Source organism: Olleya sp. 1-3 (genome assembly GCF_002836085.1).
GTDB classification, from domain to species: domain Bacteria; phylum Bacteroidota; class Bacteroidia; order Flavobacteriales; family Flavobacteriaceae; genus Olleya; species Olleya namhaensis.
In genome coordinates, this window is the sequence record NZ_PJBW01000006.1 from 267,780 (window position 1) to 282,247 (window position 14,468).

Here is a 14,468-nt window from a genome sequence, read left to right on the forward strand (position 1 = left end):
TTTGTTTTTTGGAATTTTAGTCATTAGTTAAATGTATCATGGCAAAAATGGCGTAATTAATCATGTCTTGATAATTAGCATCTATCCCTTCGCTTACAATTGTTTTTCCTGAATTGTCTTCAATTTGCTTAACACGTAATAATTTTTGTAAAATTAAATCCGTTAAACTACTTACACGCATATCTCTCCAAGCTTCTCCGTAATCATGGTTTTTGTCTTGCATTAACTGCTTTGTTGCTTTGACCTGTGCATCGTATAAAACCGTAGCTTCTTCTACTTCCAAATCCGGTTGCTCTACCACGCCTTTTTCTAACTGGATTAAAGCCATAATGCAATAGTTAATAATCCCGATAAATTCGCTTTGCTCGCCTTCGTCAACTTTACGCACATCATTTTGTTGCAGACCTCTAATACGTTGCGCCTTTATAAAAATCTGATCTGTTAAAGATGGTAAACGTAAAATGCGCCAAGCACTTCCGTAATCCGTCATTTTATTAATAAAAAGGTCGCGACAGGTTTTTATAACAGCATCGTATTGTTTTGAAGTATCTTGCATATTTGATAAACTCTAATTGAATTTTGCGTAAATTTCGCATAAAATTATTTAAACGTCAAGGTTTAGGGTTTAAAGTTTTACTAAGCTTATCCCAACACCATATATAAGTGTACAAATGACAATAAATTGTAAAGGCAAACTTATAGATTTAAGTGCTCCAAAAGTAATGGGTATTTTAAATGTTACACCCGATTCTTTTTTTGATGGCGGACGTTATAAAGACGAAACTTCTATTTTGAATCAAGTCAAAAACATGCTAGATCAAGGCGCTACTTTTATAGATATTGGGGCTTATAGTTCTAGACCAAATGCGCCGTTTGTGTCTGAAGACGAAGAATTGCAACGTATTTTACCAATAATTAAACTTCTAGTTAGTAATTTTCCTAGCATCAATATTTCAGTAGACACGTTTAGAAGTACTATTGCAAAAGCAACAGTTGAGGCTGGAGCTGCTTTGATTAACGATATTTCGGCAGGTCATTTAGATAACAACATGCTGCAAACCATCGCTGATTTACATGTCCCTTATATTATGATGCATATGCGAGGTACGCCTCAAACCATGCAAACAATGACGGTTTATGATAATTTAGTCAAAGACATAAACTTTTATTTTTCAGAGCGTATTGCAACAGCTCGTGCTTTAGGCATTATTGATTTAGTTTTAGATCCTGGTTTTGGTTTTGCTAAAACATTAGAACAGAATTTTGAACTACTAAATAATTTCGAACTTTTAAATATTACCGAATTACCATTACTAGCTGGTCTATCCAGAAAATCTATGATTTACAAAACGCTAGACACTACAGCAAATAACGCCTTAAATGGGACCACTGCTTTACACATGATTGCTTTGCAAAAAGGCGCTAAAATACTGCGCGTGCATGATGTTAAAGAAGCCCAAGAATGTATCACACTTTACAATCAATTACATGCTTAACAGATTATTATTTATCAGTATAGTGCTTTTATTTTTTTCCTGCGGAAATGAAAAAGCACTACAACTACCAGAAATACAAAATGCAGACATAACAGAAGTTTTAGACGTCTCGCCTGCCTATATTTTTTATGATGAAACCAAACAAGATAGTGTCGAGTTAAATCGAAAAAACTTAATTATATCTACAAACTGGTTAATTAATGTTGATAAACGTTTAACGCTAGAACAAGCCTTACCATCAATAATAAAACTACAAGAGAAAAAGCGTAATGCAACTATGCATAAAAATGAAAAAGCTAGAAATTATTATACTTGCAATGATACGAGCATTAAAAATTTAGGGTTTATTGATTTTACTGATGTTGCTTATTTTAGTAAAAAAGAAGAGAGTAAACGAACTAATGATACTTCCATGTACATTGAAATAAAAGTTCATTCTCAAGATTCAGTAAAAATTGATATTACTTCTTCTAAATTCTCAAATATAATTAAGTCAAGTTATGCAAAATTAATATTCGATCTAGAATCTATTTTAGCACCTCATGGCGAAAATTTCTTATCATTATCTTTCAAACATAATTTGATTTTTCAGGATTATATTGAATTTAAGTCAATTTTAAACAACCTCACTGATTATAACAAAACAAATCTTTCAATTTCAAACAACGAATTCATTTATTAACCCAATTATATTAAATTTACAAAAACACTTTTCCCTTGGAAATATTTAAAGACATTTTAAAATTCAGTTGGATAGACATGATCGACGTGGTGTTAGTAGCACTGCTACTCTATTACGTTTACAAGCTAGTCAAAGGTACTGTTGCCATTAATATCTTTATTGGTATTGTAGTTATCTATTTTATCTACCTTACGGTAGAAGCCTTAAAAATGGTCTTACTTACCAAAATTTTAGGTGGTTTTATTAGTGTTGGTTTTATTGCCTTAATTATTGTATTCCAACAAGAAGTCAGAAAGTTTTTATTGATGATTGGAAGCACCAATTTTGCCAGCAGGCGTAAGTTTTTAAGTCAGTTAAAATTTTTAAAGATAGAACAAGGGACATCCACAGATATAGATGCTATCATCTCTGCCTGCAATAAAATGAGTAGTACTAAAACAGGTGCTTTAATTGTTTTAGAACGCAATAATAATCTTGATTTTATTGCTAATACAGGTGACGAAATGAATATCAGAGTCACGCAACCTATTATTGAAAGTATCTTTTTTAAAAATAGCCCATTACATGATGGTGCCATTATAATACAAGATAATATTGTAAAAGCAACACGTGTTATTTTACCTGTAAATAACGAGAAAAACATTCCGCAACGTTTTGGTCTACGTCATCGTGCAGCAGTTGGTGTTACGGAGCGTACAGATGCTATTGCAATTGCTGTAAGTGAAGAAACAGGCCAAATTTCTTGTTTTAGAAATGGAGAATTCCTTCCGTTTGAAGACACTATTGAATTAGCAGAAATTTTGAAAAATGATTTAGAATAAGTCTTGTTTCTATTTCTTAAAAAGTCAAAACAACACACCTCTTATACATTTTACATTATTTGAAAGATTATAGCAATGGACATTAACTACAACCAAAAAGACAAAACAATTGACATTAAAGATGGATTAAAATCCCAGTATTTTATGATCAAAGCATTAATGATTCTAAACCTTATTAATGCCCTTCTTAATGTCTCTTATATTAGTGAAGACGGAATTGGTTTTATGCAAATCATTTGGCTAATATTAGGCATTGTATCAATAGTAGTCTTATATTTTTTCTTTTTCAAAAAATCAAGTCAAGAAAAAATTGAAATTAAAACAATAGAACGATTAACAGAAAAAACCGTTTTTGGTTCTAAACGAATGACTTTAAAATTAACAAATGGAAAAAGTCGTGATTTAGCATACCTAAAAACTTCTGAAGAAATTTCTAAAGTAAAAAAAATGCTTGCTAAAATAGGTGTTCCGGTTTAAGGCTAATTTAAATCTAAATTTCCTGATTTCATTCTTCAATAATAATCAAATATTAGTCATTAAAAATCAATAACCACTATATGCCTTAAGGGTAATTACATTTCTGCTTAAGCAGAAATTAAGCCACCTTCTCTGCTTGCAAGAACTGTACTTCGTATAAATTCTTATAATACCCATTTTCTTTTTTAAGCAACTCGTCATGTGTTCCTTGCTCCACAATTAAACCGGCATCCATAACAATTATATTATCTGCCTTCTGGATGGTTGCTAATCTATGAGCAATAACTATAGACGTACGTCCTTTTGTTATTTTCTCTGTTGCTGTTTGTATTAATTGCTCTGAATACGAATCCACAGAAGACGTGGCTTCATCTAACACCAAAATACTTGGATTGGTTACATACGCACGTAAAAAAGAAATTAATTGTCGTTGTCCTGAAGATAACATCACACCTCTTTCCTTAACGTTATAATGGTAACCGTTTGGCAAACTCATAATAAAATCGTGTATTCCAATATCTTTGGCTGCTTTTACAACATCTACTTCAGTAATACCTGGACTATTTAATGTTATATTATTTAAAATAGTATCTGCAAACAAAAACACATCCTGTAACACAACTGCTATTTGCTGTCTTAAAGAAACTAAAGTATAATCCTTAATATCTGTATTATCAACAGCTATAGTACCTGAATTAATTTCGTAAAAACGATTTAATAAATTAATAACTGTACTTTTTCCTGCTCCTGTAGCACCTACGATTGCAACCGTATCTCCAGCATTAACATTAAAACTAATGCCTTTTAAAACTTCTTCATCTTCAACATAACTAAAATGCACCTTATCAAAGTTGATAGCACCTTTAAAATTATCTGCTATTAAGTGTCCTGAATTATCAATATGAGAGGTCGTATCTAATATTTTAAAAACACGATTAGAAGCAATCATACCCATTTGAAGCGTATTAAACTTATCTGCTATTTGACGCAAAGGTCTAAACAACATCGGGATCATGGTAATAAACATAAACAAATCTCCAGGCGTAACATTACTGCCTTCAACTAATATATTTAAACCACCAAACCACACGACTAAACCTGTTGTTAACGATCCTAAAAATTCTGCAATCGGAAAAAATATCGAGTTGTACCAAACCGTTTTTAACCAGGCTTTTTTATGACGATTATTAATTTCTTTAAAGTTTTTATACTCGGTATCTTCCCTTGTAAAGAGTTGTAATATTTTCATACCCGTAACACGCTCTTGCACAAACGAGTTTAAGTTAGACACCTCATTACGCACATCTTCAAACGCACGTTTCATGTAACGTTGAAAAATTTTAGTTGCAAATAAAACAATAGGTAAAGTCACAAATACAATTAAACTTAACTGCCAATTGTAATATAACATAGCTCCAGAAATAACTACCATAACTAGTAAATCTCTGATAATTGTAAATAAGCCATCCCCAAAAACAGAAGCAATACGCTCCATATCTGTGACCGCTCTTGTAATTAAAACACCAACAGAAGAGTTGTTAAAATATTTCATTTTAAAACTAAGGATATGGTCAAATAATTTGACACGTATGTCTTTTACCATTTTTAATCCTAACCATGAAGAATAGAATATAAAAAACAACTGAAGTACAACTTGCGCCACCAATAAGACAATCATTAAAACAATTAGATAAACAAAACCATTGTAGTCTTTTTTAACCAAATGCTCATCAATAATTTCTCTAAGTAATACTGGCGTTGCAATACTTAAAGCGCCTAATATCAATACAGATAAAATCAATCCATAAAATACGGTTCTGTAAGGTTTTGTGTATTTAAACAAGCGTTTAAACAACTCTAAATCAAATATGTTTTCTTTTGTCTTAGTCATTTAGTTTTATTGTATCAGGGTAAGCGACTTCTGTTAAATATAATCCCTTTGCAGGAACAGAAAAACCAGCATTACATCTGTTTTTAGATTGTATAATAGTATGTAAATCTTCAACTTTAATCTTACCAACACCAATATTAATCAATGTACCAACTATAGCTCTTACCATGTTTCTTAAAAAGCGATCGGCTTTAATCGTAAACTGTAACTCGCCATCAATTAGTTTCCATTGGGCTGCCATAATATCACAATTGTACGTTTTGACATCCGTATGTGTTTTTGAAAAGCACTGAAAATCTTTGTAATCAAACAAAATTTTTGTCGCTTCATTCATTTTCTCAATATCCAAAGCATGCTTTAAAAAATAAGCTTGATCTACATTAAAAGGACTTTTTTGCAATGCTACACGATATAAATACGCTCTGCTTGTTGCATGAAAACGTGCATGTATATCTTCCTTGACTTTAAAAATAGATTGTATAGCAATATCCTCTGGTAAAAACGAGTTTAATTTATACTGCAATTTATCTGCATTAAAAACAACCGCTGTATCAAAATGCGCAAATAACTGTTTAGCATGTACACCCGCATCTGTACGTCCTGCACCCATCACAACAATGGTTTCTCCTAAAATAGTAGATAAAGCTTTTTCCAAAACCTCTTGTACAGATATAGCGTTTGGTTGTTTTTGCCAACCATGATAATTTGTTCCGTTATAAGATAATTCTATAAAATAGCGCAAGAAAGCTGTATTTTTACATATTAAAAAGCAAAGATAATATAAAGACAGAAGCTTAAAGTCCGAAGCCTTATTTTTTAAGAATAGTTTACATAAAATAAACAAAACAGGCAACAGTAATACTTAAACGCAGCGTCCTGAAAAAAACTCAGCATAAATGAAAAAAATATTATTACTATCCGATACTCACAGTCATATTGATGATGCGGTTTTAAACCATATCAAACAAGCAGACGAGGTTTGGCACGCTGGAGATATTGGAGATCTAAAAGTAACAGATGCTATTAAAGCCCTTAAACCTTTACGTGCCGTTTGGGGAAATATAGATAATGATAAAGCTAGAGCTGAATTTCCTGAAAACAATAGATTTACTATTGAAGGTGTTGATGTTTGGATTACACACATTGGTGGTTATCCAAATAGATATAATATTAGAATTAGAGAAGAAATAAAGGCAAACCCTCCAAAACTTTTTATCTGTGGACACTCACATATCCTAAAAGTTATGCCAGACAAAAAGCTAGGATTATTACACATGAATCCCGGCGCAATCGGCATACATGGGTTTCACAACGTGAGAACTATGTTACGCTTTACAATAGATAATGGAAAAATTGATAATCTAGAAGTTATAGAATACCCAAGAAAATAAAAGACTTAATAAAACTGCTATAAAACAAAAAAACCGAAGCTTTCGCTTCGGTTTTTTCTCGCACTAATACTACTAAGATGTTAGGTTTAACGTAATCGATCCACAGATTTGACAAGATCTTCATCCTTCTTAATGGCTCTGTTTGATAAAATCAAAAAGACGATAGAAATAACAGGAAGGAAGATCCCAACACCTTTCTCAGAAACATCACTTGCTTCTCCAGATGCGCTTAGGGTTCGGTACACGAAAAATCCTAGTAAAATTAAATTTAATATCTGATTTAGTCGTCCCAACATAAATTGAGACTTTCTATTTTTATAACTGAAAATTGAAATTAGTGCTAACACCGCAGATCCTAAAAACAAACCAAAAATAACTAGTTCATCTTTTGCAAAAACTACGACTTCATTAGTTGTTGTCCATAAATCAAAAGTGAAGATTAACCCACCAGAAACTACAGCAACAATTAATAAATAAACAGTTTGAATGCGTTGTAACATATAAAAATTTCAAAATATTGAAAAACAAAAATATAGTTTCTTTTCCTATAAAAGAAACATCTAGCACTAAAAATTAGCATAAATCACAAATCACAATCACAAACTTCTGTACATCAATTAAAAAGGAATAAACATAGACACATAAATAAAAAATTGAAATAAATGTTGTATAATTGCAGTAACGCAATGCAACACTCACACTAGCAGAACGTTAATTCTTCAGAAGTATATCTTATTTTCTTCAAGAAATAAACAATTCAAATTACATCAACACATAAGTTAATTCAACATCAATGTTTGAAATCTCACAATTAAAAGAAATGAAGCTTCCTGAATTGCAGGATATAGCTAAAAAACTGAGCGTATCAAAGTTTCGTTCATTAAAAAAATTAGACTTAGTATATCAAATACTTGATAAACAAGCAGCAGATCCAAAAGCTGTTTTAGAAGTAAAAAAAGAGGATACTCCTGTTAAAAAAGCGCCAGTAAAAAAGGCAGCTCCCGTAAAAGCAGAAACTACAGATAAGCCAACTGCTCCAAAGCCTAAAAGAGCGAGAGTTAGCAAGCCTATTCAAAAAGCAGCACCTACTACGCCACCGCAATTAGATTTAAAACCGGAAGCAGAAGCAGAAGTACTAGTTAAAAAAGAAGTGAGTGAAAAAGAGGTTAAAGCAAAAGCACCTGCTAAACCACAACCAAAAAAACCGGTTCACAATCATCAAAAAAATAAGCAGTCTAACGACAGTAAAGACGATAAGCAAAGCGACAACAAGCAGCCTAACCGTCCTAAACATGCTAACCAAAAAAATCAGAAAAATCAAAAAAACGGTAACCAGCATAACGGTAACAAAGACAACCGTAACCGTTACAGAGAACCAGATTTTGAATTTGACGCAATAATAGAAAGCGAAGGGGTCTTAGACATCATGCAAGATGGTTATGGTTTTTTACGTTCTTCAGATTATAACTACCTATCATCACCAGATGATATTTATGTATCGCAATCTCAAATCCGCTTATTTGGATTAAAAGTAGGAGATACAGTATTAGGTCAAGTAAGACCTCCAAAAGAAGGCGAAAAATATTTCCCGTTAATTAAAGTAAGCAAAATAAACGGTCAAAACCCAAATGTGGTTAGAGATCGTGTTGCTTTTGAGCATTTAACACCTTTGTTTCCACAAGAAAAATTCAATATTGCCGAAAAGCAAGCGACTATTTCTACAAGAATCATGGATTTGTTTGCACCAATAGGTAAAGGACAACGTGGTATGATTGTATCACAGCCAAAAACAGGTAAAACAATGCTTTTAAAGGATGTTGCCAATGCTATTGCAGCAAACCATCCTGAAGTATACCAAATGATATTACTAATTGACGAGCGTCCTGAAGAAGTAACAGACATGCAACGTAATGTTCGTGGAGAAGTTATTGCTTCTACTTTTGATAAAGAAGCGCATGAGCATGTAAAAATTGCTAACATCGTATTAGAAAAAGCAAAACGATTGGTAGAGTGTGGACACGATGTTGTAATCTTATTAGATTCAATAACACGTTTAGCCAGAGCATACAACTCCGTACAACCAGCATCAGGAAAAATACTTTCTGGAGGTGTAGATGCAAATGCATTACACAAACCAAAACGTTTCTTTGGAGCTGCACGTAATATAGAAAATGGAGGATCACTAACTATTATTGCAACAGCATTAACAGAAACAGGATCTAAAATGGACGAAGTTATCTTTGAAGAATTTAAAGGTACCGGTAACATGGAACTACAATTAGATCGTAAAATATCTAACCGTCGTATTTTCCCGGCAATTGATTTAACATCATCAAGCACACGTCGTGACGATATCTTATTAGACGCAACAACCATACAACGTATGTGGGTAATGCGCAAGTACCTTGCAGACATGAACCCTGTAGAAGCTATGGAATTTATAAACGACCGCTTTAAACAGACTAGAAACAACGAAGAGTTTTTAATCTCAATGAATGGTTAGACACTAAAACACATAAACTAAAAAAGCCTTAACAATTGTTAAGGCTTTTTTTATGCGCTAAAGCAAGCACGGAAGCTTACCAGTTCTATTTTATTTTAGGGCGTTACCTATATCCTGATTCAAGCACAGGCTAAAGGTCGCGTCATCCGTTACAAGTTTTGGCTCAAAGCACAAGCTCGCCAAAAGCTATCCACTACTACCGCTAACGCGATACCAAAGGACAATACACTTAATCTTAGTTAAGGACCTCCAAAATATAAGGCATAAAAAAAGTGCTCCATTAAATGAAGCACTTATAATTTTTTAGAAACTAAAAGCTAATTATAAAGCAGCTACATGCTTAGCTAAACTAGATTTTAAGTTAGAAGCTTTGTTAGTATGAATAACATTTTTCTTAGCTAATCTGTCTAACATAGACACTACAGAAGGAAATAAAGCTTCAGCTTCTTTCTTGTCTTCTAATTCACGTAACTTTTTAATAGCGTTACGTGTAGTCTTATGTTGGTACTTATTTAACAAACGCTTAGCTTCGTTACTTCTGATTCTTTTTAAAGTTGACTTGTGATTTGCCATTTTTGTTTCCTTATTTTTTTTTATAAAAATTGTAGCCCGTAGGGGAATCGAACCCCTCTTACATGGATGAAAACCATGCGTCCTAGCCGATAGACGAACGGGCCATTTGATTATTGAGAGCGCAAATATAAAACATATTTTTTAAACTTACAAACTCTTTCAAATAACTTAGCAACGTTTCCATTGCGGGTGCAAATATACAACTATATTTAAGTGTTGCAACAATTTTTACAAAAAAAATTAAAAAAAATTTAATATGCTTTTGCAAATAATACGCGACGTGCTGATTCTCTGCCAGTAAGCACACAAATTCCTTTTTCAATTTTTCCGTCTAAAGGAAGACATCTAATCGTTGCTTTGGTAATTTCTTTAATTTTATCTTCAGTTTCGGCAGTTCCATCCCAATGTGCAGAGATAAATCCACCCTTTTCTTCTAAAACTTTTTTAAATTCATCAAAAGTTTCTACTTCTGTGATGTGCGTATCTCTATAATCTAATGCTTTCTTATACAAAGTATCTTGTATTTCCGTCATTAAGCCTTCCACTCTATCCCTTAAAGTATCTAATGCAACAACCTCTTTAGTTAATGTATCACGTCTAGCAAGCTCCACAGTACCGTTTTCTAGATCTCTTGACCCTATCGCTATTCTTAATGGCACACCTTGCAGTTCATGCTGTGCAAACTTAGCGCCTGGTCTATACGTATCTCTATTATCAAACTTCACAGAAATATTTTTACTTCTTAACTCTGTCATTATACCATTAACCACTTCTGTAATAGCTTCCAATTGTTCGTCTGTCTTATATATAGGAACAATAACAACTTGGTTTGGTGCTAATTTTGGAGGTAATACTAATCCATGATCATCACTATGTGTCATAATTAGCGCACCCATTAACCTTGTAGATACTCCCCAAGATGTTGCCCATACATATTCTTGCTTTCCTTCTTTAGATGTAAACTTAACATCAAATGCTTTAGCAAAGTTTTGTCCTAAAAAGTGAGACGTTCCAGCCTGTAGTGCTTTTCCATCTTGCATTAAAGCTTCTATACAATACGTTTCATCAGCTCCAGCAAAACGTTCGCTTTCTGTTTTCAATCCTTGAATAACAGGAATAGCCATAAAGTCTTCTGTAAACGTCGCGTAAACGTTATTCATTAATTCTGCTTCAGCAATCGCTTCTTGTTTTGTTGTATGTGCCGTATGTCCTTCTTGCCATAAAAACTCTGCTGTACGTAAAAATAGACGTGTACGCATTTCCCAACGCACCACATTAGCCCATTGATTAATTAATAATGGTAAATCTCTATACGATTGTACCCAACCTTTAAAGGTGCTCCAAATAATAGCTTCACTAGTTGGTCTTACAACTAATTCTTCTTCAAGCTTAGCATTAGGATCAACTCTAAGTTTTCCTGGTTTATCTGGATCGTTCTCAAGTCTGTAATGCGTAACTACTGCGCACTCCTTTGCGAAGCCTTCAGCATTCTTTTCTTCAGCTTCAAACAGACTTTTAGGGACAAATAATGGAAAATAAGCGTTTTGATGTCCAGTTTCTTTAAACTTTTTATCTAATTCTGCTTGCATCTTCTCCCATATTGCATAGCCGTAAGGTTTTATAACCATACAGCCTCTTACTGCCGAATTTTCAGCTAAATCAGCCTCTACAACCAATTCGTTATACCATTTGGAATAATTTTCAGCTCTACTTGTTAGTTTTTTACTCATATACAGTATTTTGGCACAAAAATTGTGATTATGTTAAATAATAAAATAGTTCAGCAAAACTAACTATTTTTGTAATGTTCAACAATTAAAAACAACACGTTATGAAATTAATTAACTACTTATCTAACAAAATACCCGCTTTCACGGTTCTTTTAGCTGTTTTAGCTTTAAGTTCATGCGGATCTTACCAATATGTTGGACAAACAAGTGATGGCATCTACGGGACTACTACCGAAAATGTAGAACAAGAAACTGTTGCACTACCAGCAGAAAACAATAATGACTACTACACTAACTACTTTAAAGAAAAAGCGTTAGACGCCGAAGTGTACAGCCAAAATAATGATGATGTATTTACGGATATTGACTCTTACCAAGGATCTTATGATGAGTCTTTAGAGGAAAACAATCAAAATGCAGGTTGGGGAGCAACTAATGAGGTTGTTGTTATCAATGTGTATGACAATGGTTTTAACAACAACTTTGGTTGGGGTTACAATAACTGGGGTTATAACAATTGGGGTTATAACAACTGGGGTTACAATAACTGGGGTTGGAATAGACCTTGGGGATATAATAACTGGGGTTGGAATGCAGGATTTGGTTACGGATACGGTTGGAATAACTGGGGATGGAATAACGGATTTAACAACCCATATTGGGGGCACCCTTTTTACGGTAATGGGTACGGGTACGGATATGCTTACAACAATGGATACCATAGAAGAGGTATTTCTTACAACTCAGGAAGACGTGGTAACTACTCAAGCAGAAATGGTTTATCAAATACAAGAATAAACTCAAGAAGCACAACAACAAGATCAAGGTCAACTACTAGAACAAGATCTAACACAACAACTAGACCAAGAACAAGTACTACAACTAGACCTAGAACTAGCACAACTACTAGACCAAGAACTAGTACTAGACCAAGAAGTAATAGCACAACACCAAGAACTAACAACTCTACTCCTAGAACTAATAATTCTACACCTAGAACGTCAACTCCGTCAAGAAGCTCTACTAGAAGTAGCTCTTCTTCAAGAAGTAGTTCTTCATCTAGTGGAAGTTCAAGAAGAGGAAGAGGTTAAAATTGAAAAGGAAAAAAATTTAAAAAAAATCTATGAAAAAAGTAATCATATTAATAATGGGTGTCTTATCCATATCAATAAGTCAGGCCCAAAATATTAATGACGCCTTAAGATACTCTACTGGTGAAATTTCAGGAACAGCTCGTTTTCAAAGTATGAGTGGTGCTTTTGGAGCATTAGGAGGAGATTTAAGTGCTATTAGTATTAACCCTGCAGGATCTGCTGTTTTTACAAGTAGCTATGCTTCGTTCTCTTTAGGTGTTGATAATAAAGATACTGATACTAATTATTTTAATGGAAGAGGAAATGCTTCAAACTCCGATTTTAACTTAAATCAAGGTGGTGGTGTTTTTATATTTGAAAACAAAAAAACAGACTCTCCTTGGAAAAAATTTTCTTTAGCTATAGAGTATGACATTACTAAAAATTACGACAACGACTGGAAAGCTAACGGAACAGGAAACACCAGTATTGGTGAATACTTTCTTGCAAACGCACAAGGTTTGCGATTTGACGAGATATCAGCATTTCCAGGAGAAACAACCTCTCAAGCTTATTCAGAAATAGGTAGCGCGTATGGTTACACTAACCAACAAGCTTTTTTAGGGTACGACTCTTATATTTTAGAGCCTGCCAACACCAATGATGATAATACTTTATATAGCAGTAATATTGCAGGAAACTCTTTTCAGCAAGACTATAATTACATCGCGACTGGATATAATGGAAAAATAAGCTTTAACATTGGAACACAATATGGAGAAAACACATATTTCGGATTAAATCTTAATTCTCATTTTTTAAACTATGAGCGTTTTACTAGTTTTTATGAAACTAATAATGATGCAGCATCTGTTGTTAAAGAAGTGTTATTTGAAAATACCTTAGCCACAAATGGATCTGGATTTTCCTTTCAGTTAGGAGGAATCTTTAAATTAACTAACGAGCTAAGAGCAGGAATAACTTATGAGTCTCCAACATGGATGAGTCTTGAAGATGAAACAACACAATATGTTGAAACATTTGTTTCTGACGAAAATCTAGGTGATTTTTATCAAGTTGTAGACCCAAATATTTTAAATATTTTTGAAAGCTATAGAATACAAACACCTAGTAAAATAACAGGTAGTTTAGCATATGTTTTTGGTACACAAGGTTTAATTAGTGTAGATTATTCAAGACGTGATTACAGTAAAACAAAATTTAAACCAACATCAGACCCCGCTTTTAGCGCAGAAAACGCTTTAATGGCAAATGTGTTAACTGCTGCTTCAACTTACAAGATTGGTGCGGAATATAAAGTAAAACAATTAAGTTTTAGAGGTGGCTACAGAATAGAAGAAAGCCCATATGCTGATGATACTATAATAGGAGACCTTACAGGTTACTCATTAGGATTAGGGTACAACTTTGGTAATACTAACCTAGACTTAGCTTACACGAGCTCTAAACAAGACAGAAGCGAACAGTTTTATAATGTTGGTTTAACCAACCCTGTTGCCTTAGATACTAAAAACTCAAATATTACTTTAACCTTAGGGTTTAAACTATAAGTCATATTTAATTTATATAAATTAAAAACCTGAACGAATGTTCAGGTTTTTTTTTGCCTAATGCCTAATGCCTAATACCTAATGCCTAATGCCTAATGCCTAATGCCTAATGCCTAATGCCTAATGCCTAATGCCTAATGCCTAATGCCTAATTTAAAATAATAGTAAGTACAAAATAGATTTACTAAAAATTTAAATAAAACTAATCTATTACCAACCAAGATATATTCTAACCCTATAAAACTAAACAAGACACCACC

14 protein-coding genes and 1 tRNA gene are annotated in these 14,468 nt (G+C 33.2%); 8 read left to right on the forward strand and 7 right to left on the reverse strand.

Going from position 1 to position 14,468, the window contains the following annotated elements:
* Window positions 1-16: 16 nt before the first annotated feature.
* Window positions 17-556 (reverse strand): DUF1599 domain-containing protein, encoded by a 540-nt coding sequence (locus tag CXF54_RS09085; protein ID WP_090840084.1) that lies wholly within the window; start codon window positions 554-556, stop codon window positions 17-19.
* Between the two features lie 115 nt (window positions 557-671).
* On the opposite strand from CXF54_RS09085, the gene folP reads away from it, so the two are divergent.
* From folP to CXF54_RS09105, 4 genes are all read left to right on the forward strand, one after another.
* Window positions 672-1,496, forward strand: a complete 825-nt coding sequence (gene folP / locus CXF54_RS09090; RefSeq protein ID WP_101203297.1) for a dihydropteroate synthase — start codon at window positions 672-674, stop codon at window positions 1,494-1,496.
* Window positions 1,489-2,178, forward strand: coding sequence for a hypothetical protein (locus CXF54_RS09095; RefSeq protein ID WP_101203298.1), 690 nt, complete (start codon window positions 1,489-1,491; stop codon window positions 2,176-2,178). The genes folP and CXF54_RS09095 overlap by 8 nt, the downstream gene beginning before the upstream one ends.
* Window positions 2,179-2,213: 35 nt before the next feature.
* A complete protein-coding gene (gene cdaA, locus CXF54_RS09100) occupies window positions 2,214-2,999 on the forward strand; it encodes a diadenylate cyclase CdaA (protein WP_232782599.1) in 786 nt (261 codons plus the stop codon).
* A gap of 75 nt (window positions 3,000-3,074) precedes the next feature.
* Window positions 3,075-3,476 carry a hypothetical protein gene (locus CXF54_RS09105; RefSeq protein ID WP_101203299.1) on the forward strand — a complete coding sequence of 134 codons (402 nt, stop codon included), beginning with the start codon at window positions 3,075-3,077 and terminating at the stop codon, window positions 3,474-3,476.
* Window positions 3,477-3,594: 118 nt separating this feature from the next.
* Here the strand turns inward: CXF54_RS09105 and CXF54_RS09110 are convergent, their stop codons facing one another.
* Together CXF54_RS09110 and truA are read right to left on the reverse strand one after the other, a co-directional pair.
* Window positions 3,595-5,367, reverse strand: a complete 1,773-nt coding sequence (locus CXF54_RS09110) for an ABC transporter ATP-binding protein (protein ID WP_101203300.1) — start codon at window positions 5,365-5,367, stop codon at window positions 3,595-3,597.
* A complete protein-coding gene (gene truA, locus CXF54_RS09115) occupies window positions 5,360-6,109 on the reverse strand; it encodes a tRNA pseudouridine(38-40) synthase TruA (protein ID WP_101203301.1) in 750 nt (249 codons plus the stop codon). The genes CXF54_RS09110 and truA overlap by 8 nt, the downstream gene beginning before the upstream one ends.
* Window positions 6,110-6,263: 154 nt before the next feature.
* Here truA and CXF54_RS09120 point away from each other — a divergent pair, with 154 nt between their 5' ends.
* Complete coding sequence (locus CXF54_RS09120) at window positions 6,264-6,758, forward strand: metallophosphoesterase family protein (protein ID WP_101203302.1); 495 nt, start codon at window positions 6,264-6,266, stop codon at window positions 6,756-6,758.
* Window positions 6,759-6,844: 86 nt separating this feature from the next.
* On the opposite strand, the gene CXF54_RS09125 is transcribed toward CXF54_RS09120, so the two are convergent.
* Entirely contained in the window at window positions 6,845-7,258 is a 414-nt protein-coding gene (locus CXF54_RS09125) for a DUF4293 domain-containing protein (protein WP_090840099.1), read from the reverse strand.
* Between the two features lie 293 nt (window positions 7,259-7,551).
* Between CXF54_RS09125 and rho the strand changes: the two genes are divergently transcribed.
* On the forward strand, window positions 7,552-9,261 hold the full coding sequence (gene rho, locus CXF54_RS09130) for a transcription termination factor Rho (protein WP_090840101.1): 1,710 nt from the start codon (window positions 7,552-7,554) through the stop codon (window positions 9,259-9,261).
* Window positions 9,262-9,582: 321 nt separating this feature from the next.
* Here the strand turns inward: rho and rpsT are convergent, their stop codons facing one another.
* The 3 genes from rpsT to proS form a co-directional block, all read right to left on the reverse strand.
* Complete coding sequence (gene rpsT, locus CXF54_RS09135) at window positions 9,583-9,834, reverse strand: 30S ribosomal protein S20 (RefSeq protein ID WP_028282655.1); 252 nt, start codon at window positions 9,832-9,834, stop codon at window positions 9,583-9,585.
* Between the two features lie 32 nt (window positions 9,835-9,866).
* A tRNA-Glu gene (locus CXF54_RS09140) sits at window positions 9,867-9,938 on the reverse strand.
* Window positions 9,939-10,085: 147 nt separating this feature from the next.
* A complete protein-coding gene (gene proS / locus CXF54_RS09145; protein WP_101203303.1) occupies window positions 10,086-11,564 on the reverse strand; it encodes a proline--tRNA ligase in 1,479 nt (492 codons plus the stop codon).
* A 101-nt stretch (window positions 11,565-11,665) separates the two neighbouring features.
* Here proS and CXF54_RS09150 point away from each other — a divergent pair, with 101 nt between their 5' ends.
* Both CXF54_RS09150 and CXF54_RS09155 read left to right on the forward strand, forming a co-directional pair.
* Window positions 11,666-12,655, forward strand: a complete 990-nt coding sequence (locus CXF54_RS09150) for a hypothetical protein (protein WP_101203304.1) — start codon at window positions 11,666-11,668, stop codon at window positions 12,653-12,655.
* 32 nt (window positions 12,656-12,687) lie between these two features.
* On the forward strand, window positions 12,688-14,208 hold the full coding sequence (locus CXF54_RS09155) for an OmpP1/FadL family transporter (RefSeq protein WP_101203305.1): 1,521 nt from the start codon (window positions 12,688-12,690) through the stop codon (window positions 14,206-14,208).
* Window positions 14,209-14,468: the final 260 nt, after the last annotated feature.

Excerpts from the sequence above, each read along its gene's own strand:
- rpsT (WP_028282655.1), bottom strand. The coding sequence starts at position 9,834 with ATGGCAAATCACAAGTCAACTTTAAAAAGAATCAGAAGTAACGAAGCT.
- CXF54_RS09155 (WP_101203305.1), top strand. The coding sequence starts at position 12,688 with ATGAAAAAAGTAATCATATTAATAATGGGTGTCTTATCCATATCAATA.
- CXF54_RS09105 (WP_101203299.1), top strand. The coding sequence starts at position 3,075 with ATGGACATTAACTACAACCAAAAAGACAAAACAATTGACATTAAAGAT.
- CXF54_RS09125 (WP_090840099.1), bottom strand. The coding sequence starts at position 7,258 with ATGTTACAACGCATTCAAACTGTTTATTTATTAATTGTTGCTGTAGTT.
- rho (WP_090840101.1), top strand. The coding sequence starts at position 7,552 with ATGTTTGAAATCTCACAATTAAAAGAAATGAAGCTTCCTGAATTGCAG.
- folP (WP_101203297.1), top strand. The coding sequence starts at position 672 with ATGACAATAAATTGTAAAGGCAAACTTATAGATTTAAGTGCTCCAAAA.
- CXF54_RS09120 (WP_101203302.1), top strand. The coding sequence starts at position 6,264 with ATGAAAAAAATATTATTACTATCCGATACTCACAGTCATATTGATGAT.
- CXF54_RS09110 (WP_101203300.1), bottom strand. The coding sequence starts at position 5,367 with ATGACTAAGACAAAAGAAAACATATTTGATTTAGAGTTGTTTAAACGC.
- CXF54_RS09150 (WP_101203304.1), top strand. The coding sequence starts at position 11,666 with ATGAAATTAATTAACTACTTATCTAACAAAATACCCGCTTTCACGGTT.
- CXF54_RS09085 (WP_090840084.1), bottom strand. The coding sequence starts at position 556 with ATGCAAGATACTTCAAAACAATACGATGCTGTTATAAAAACCTGTCGC.
- proS (WP_101203303.1), bottom strand. The coding sequence starts at position 11,564 with ATGAGTAAAAAACTAACAAGTAGAGCTGAAAATTATTCCAAATGGTAT.
- CXF54_RS09095 (WP_101203298.1), top strand. The coding sequence starts at position 1,489 with ATGCTTAACAGATTATTATTTATCAGTATAGTGCTTTTATTTTTTTCC.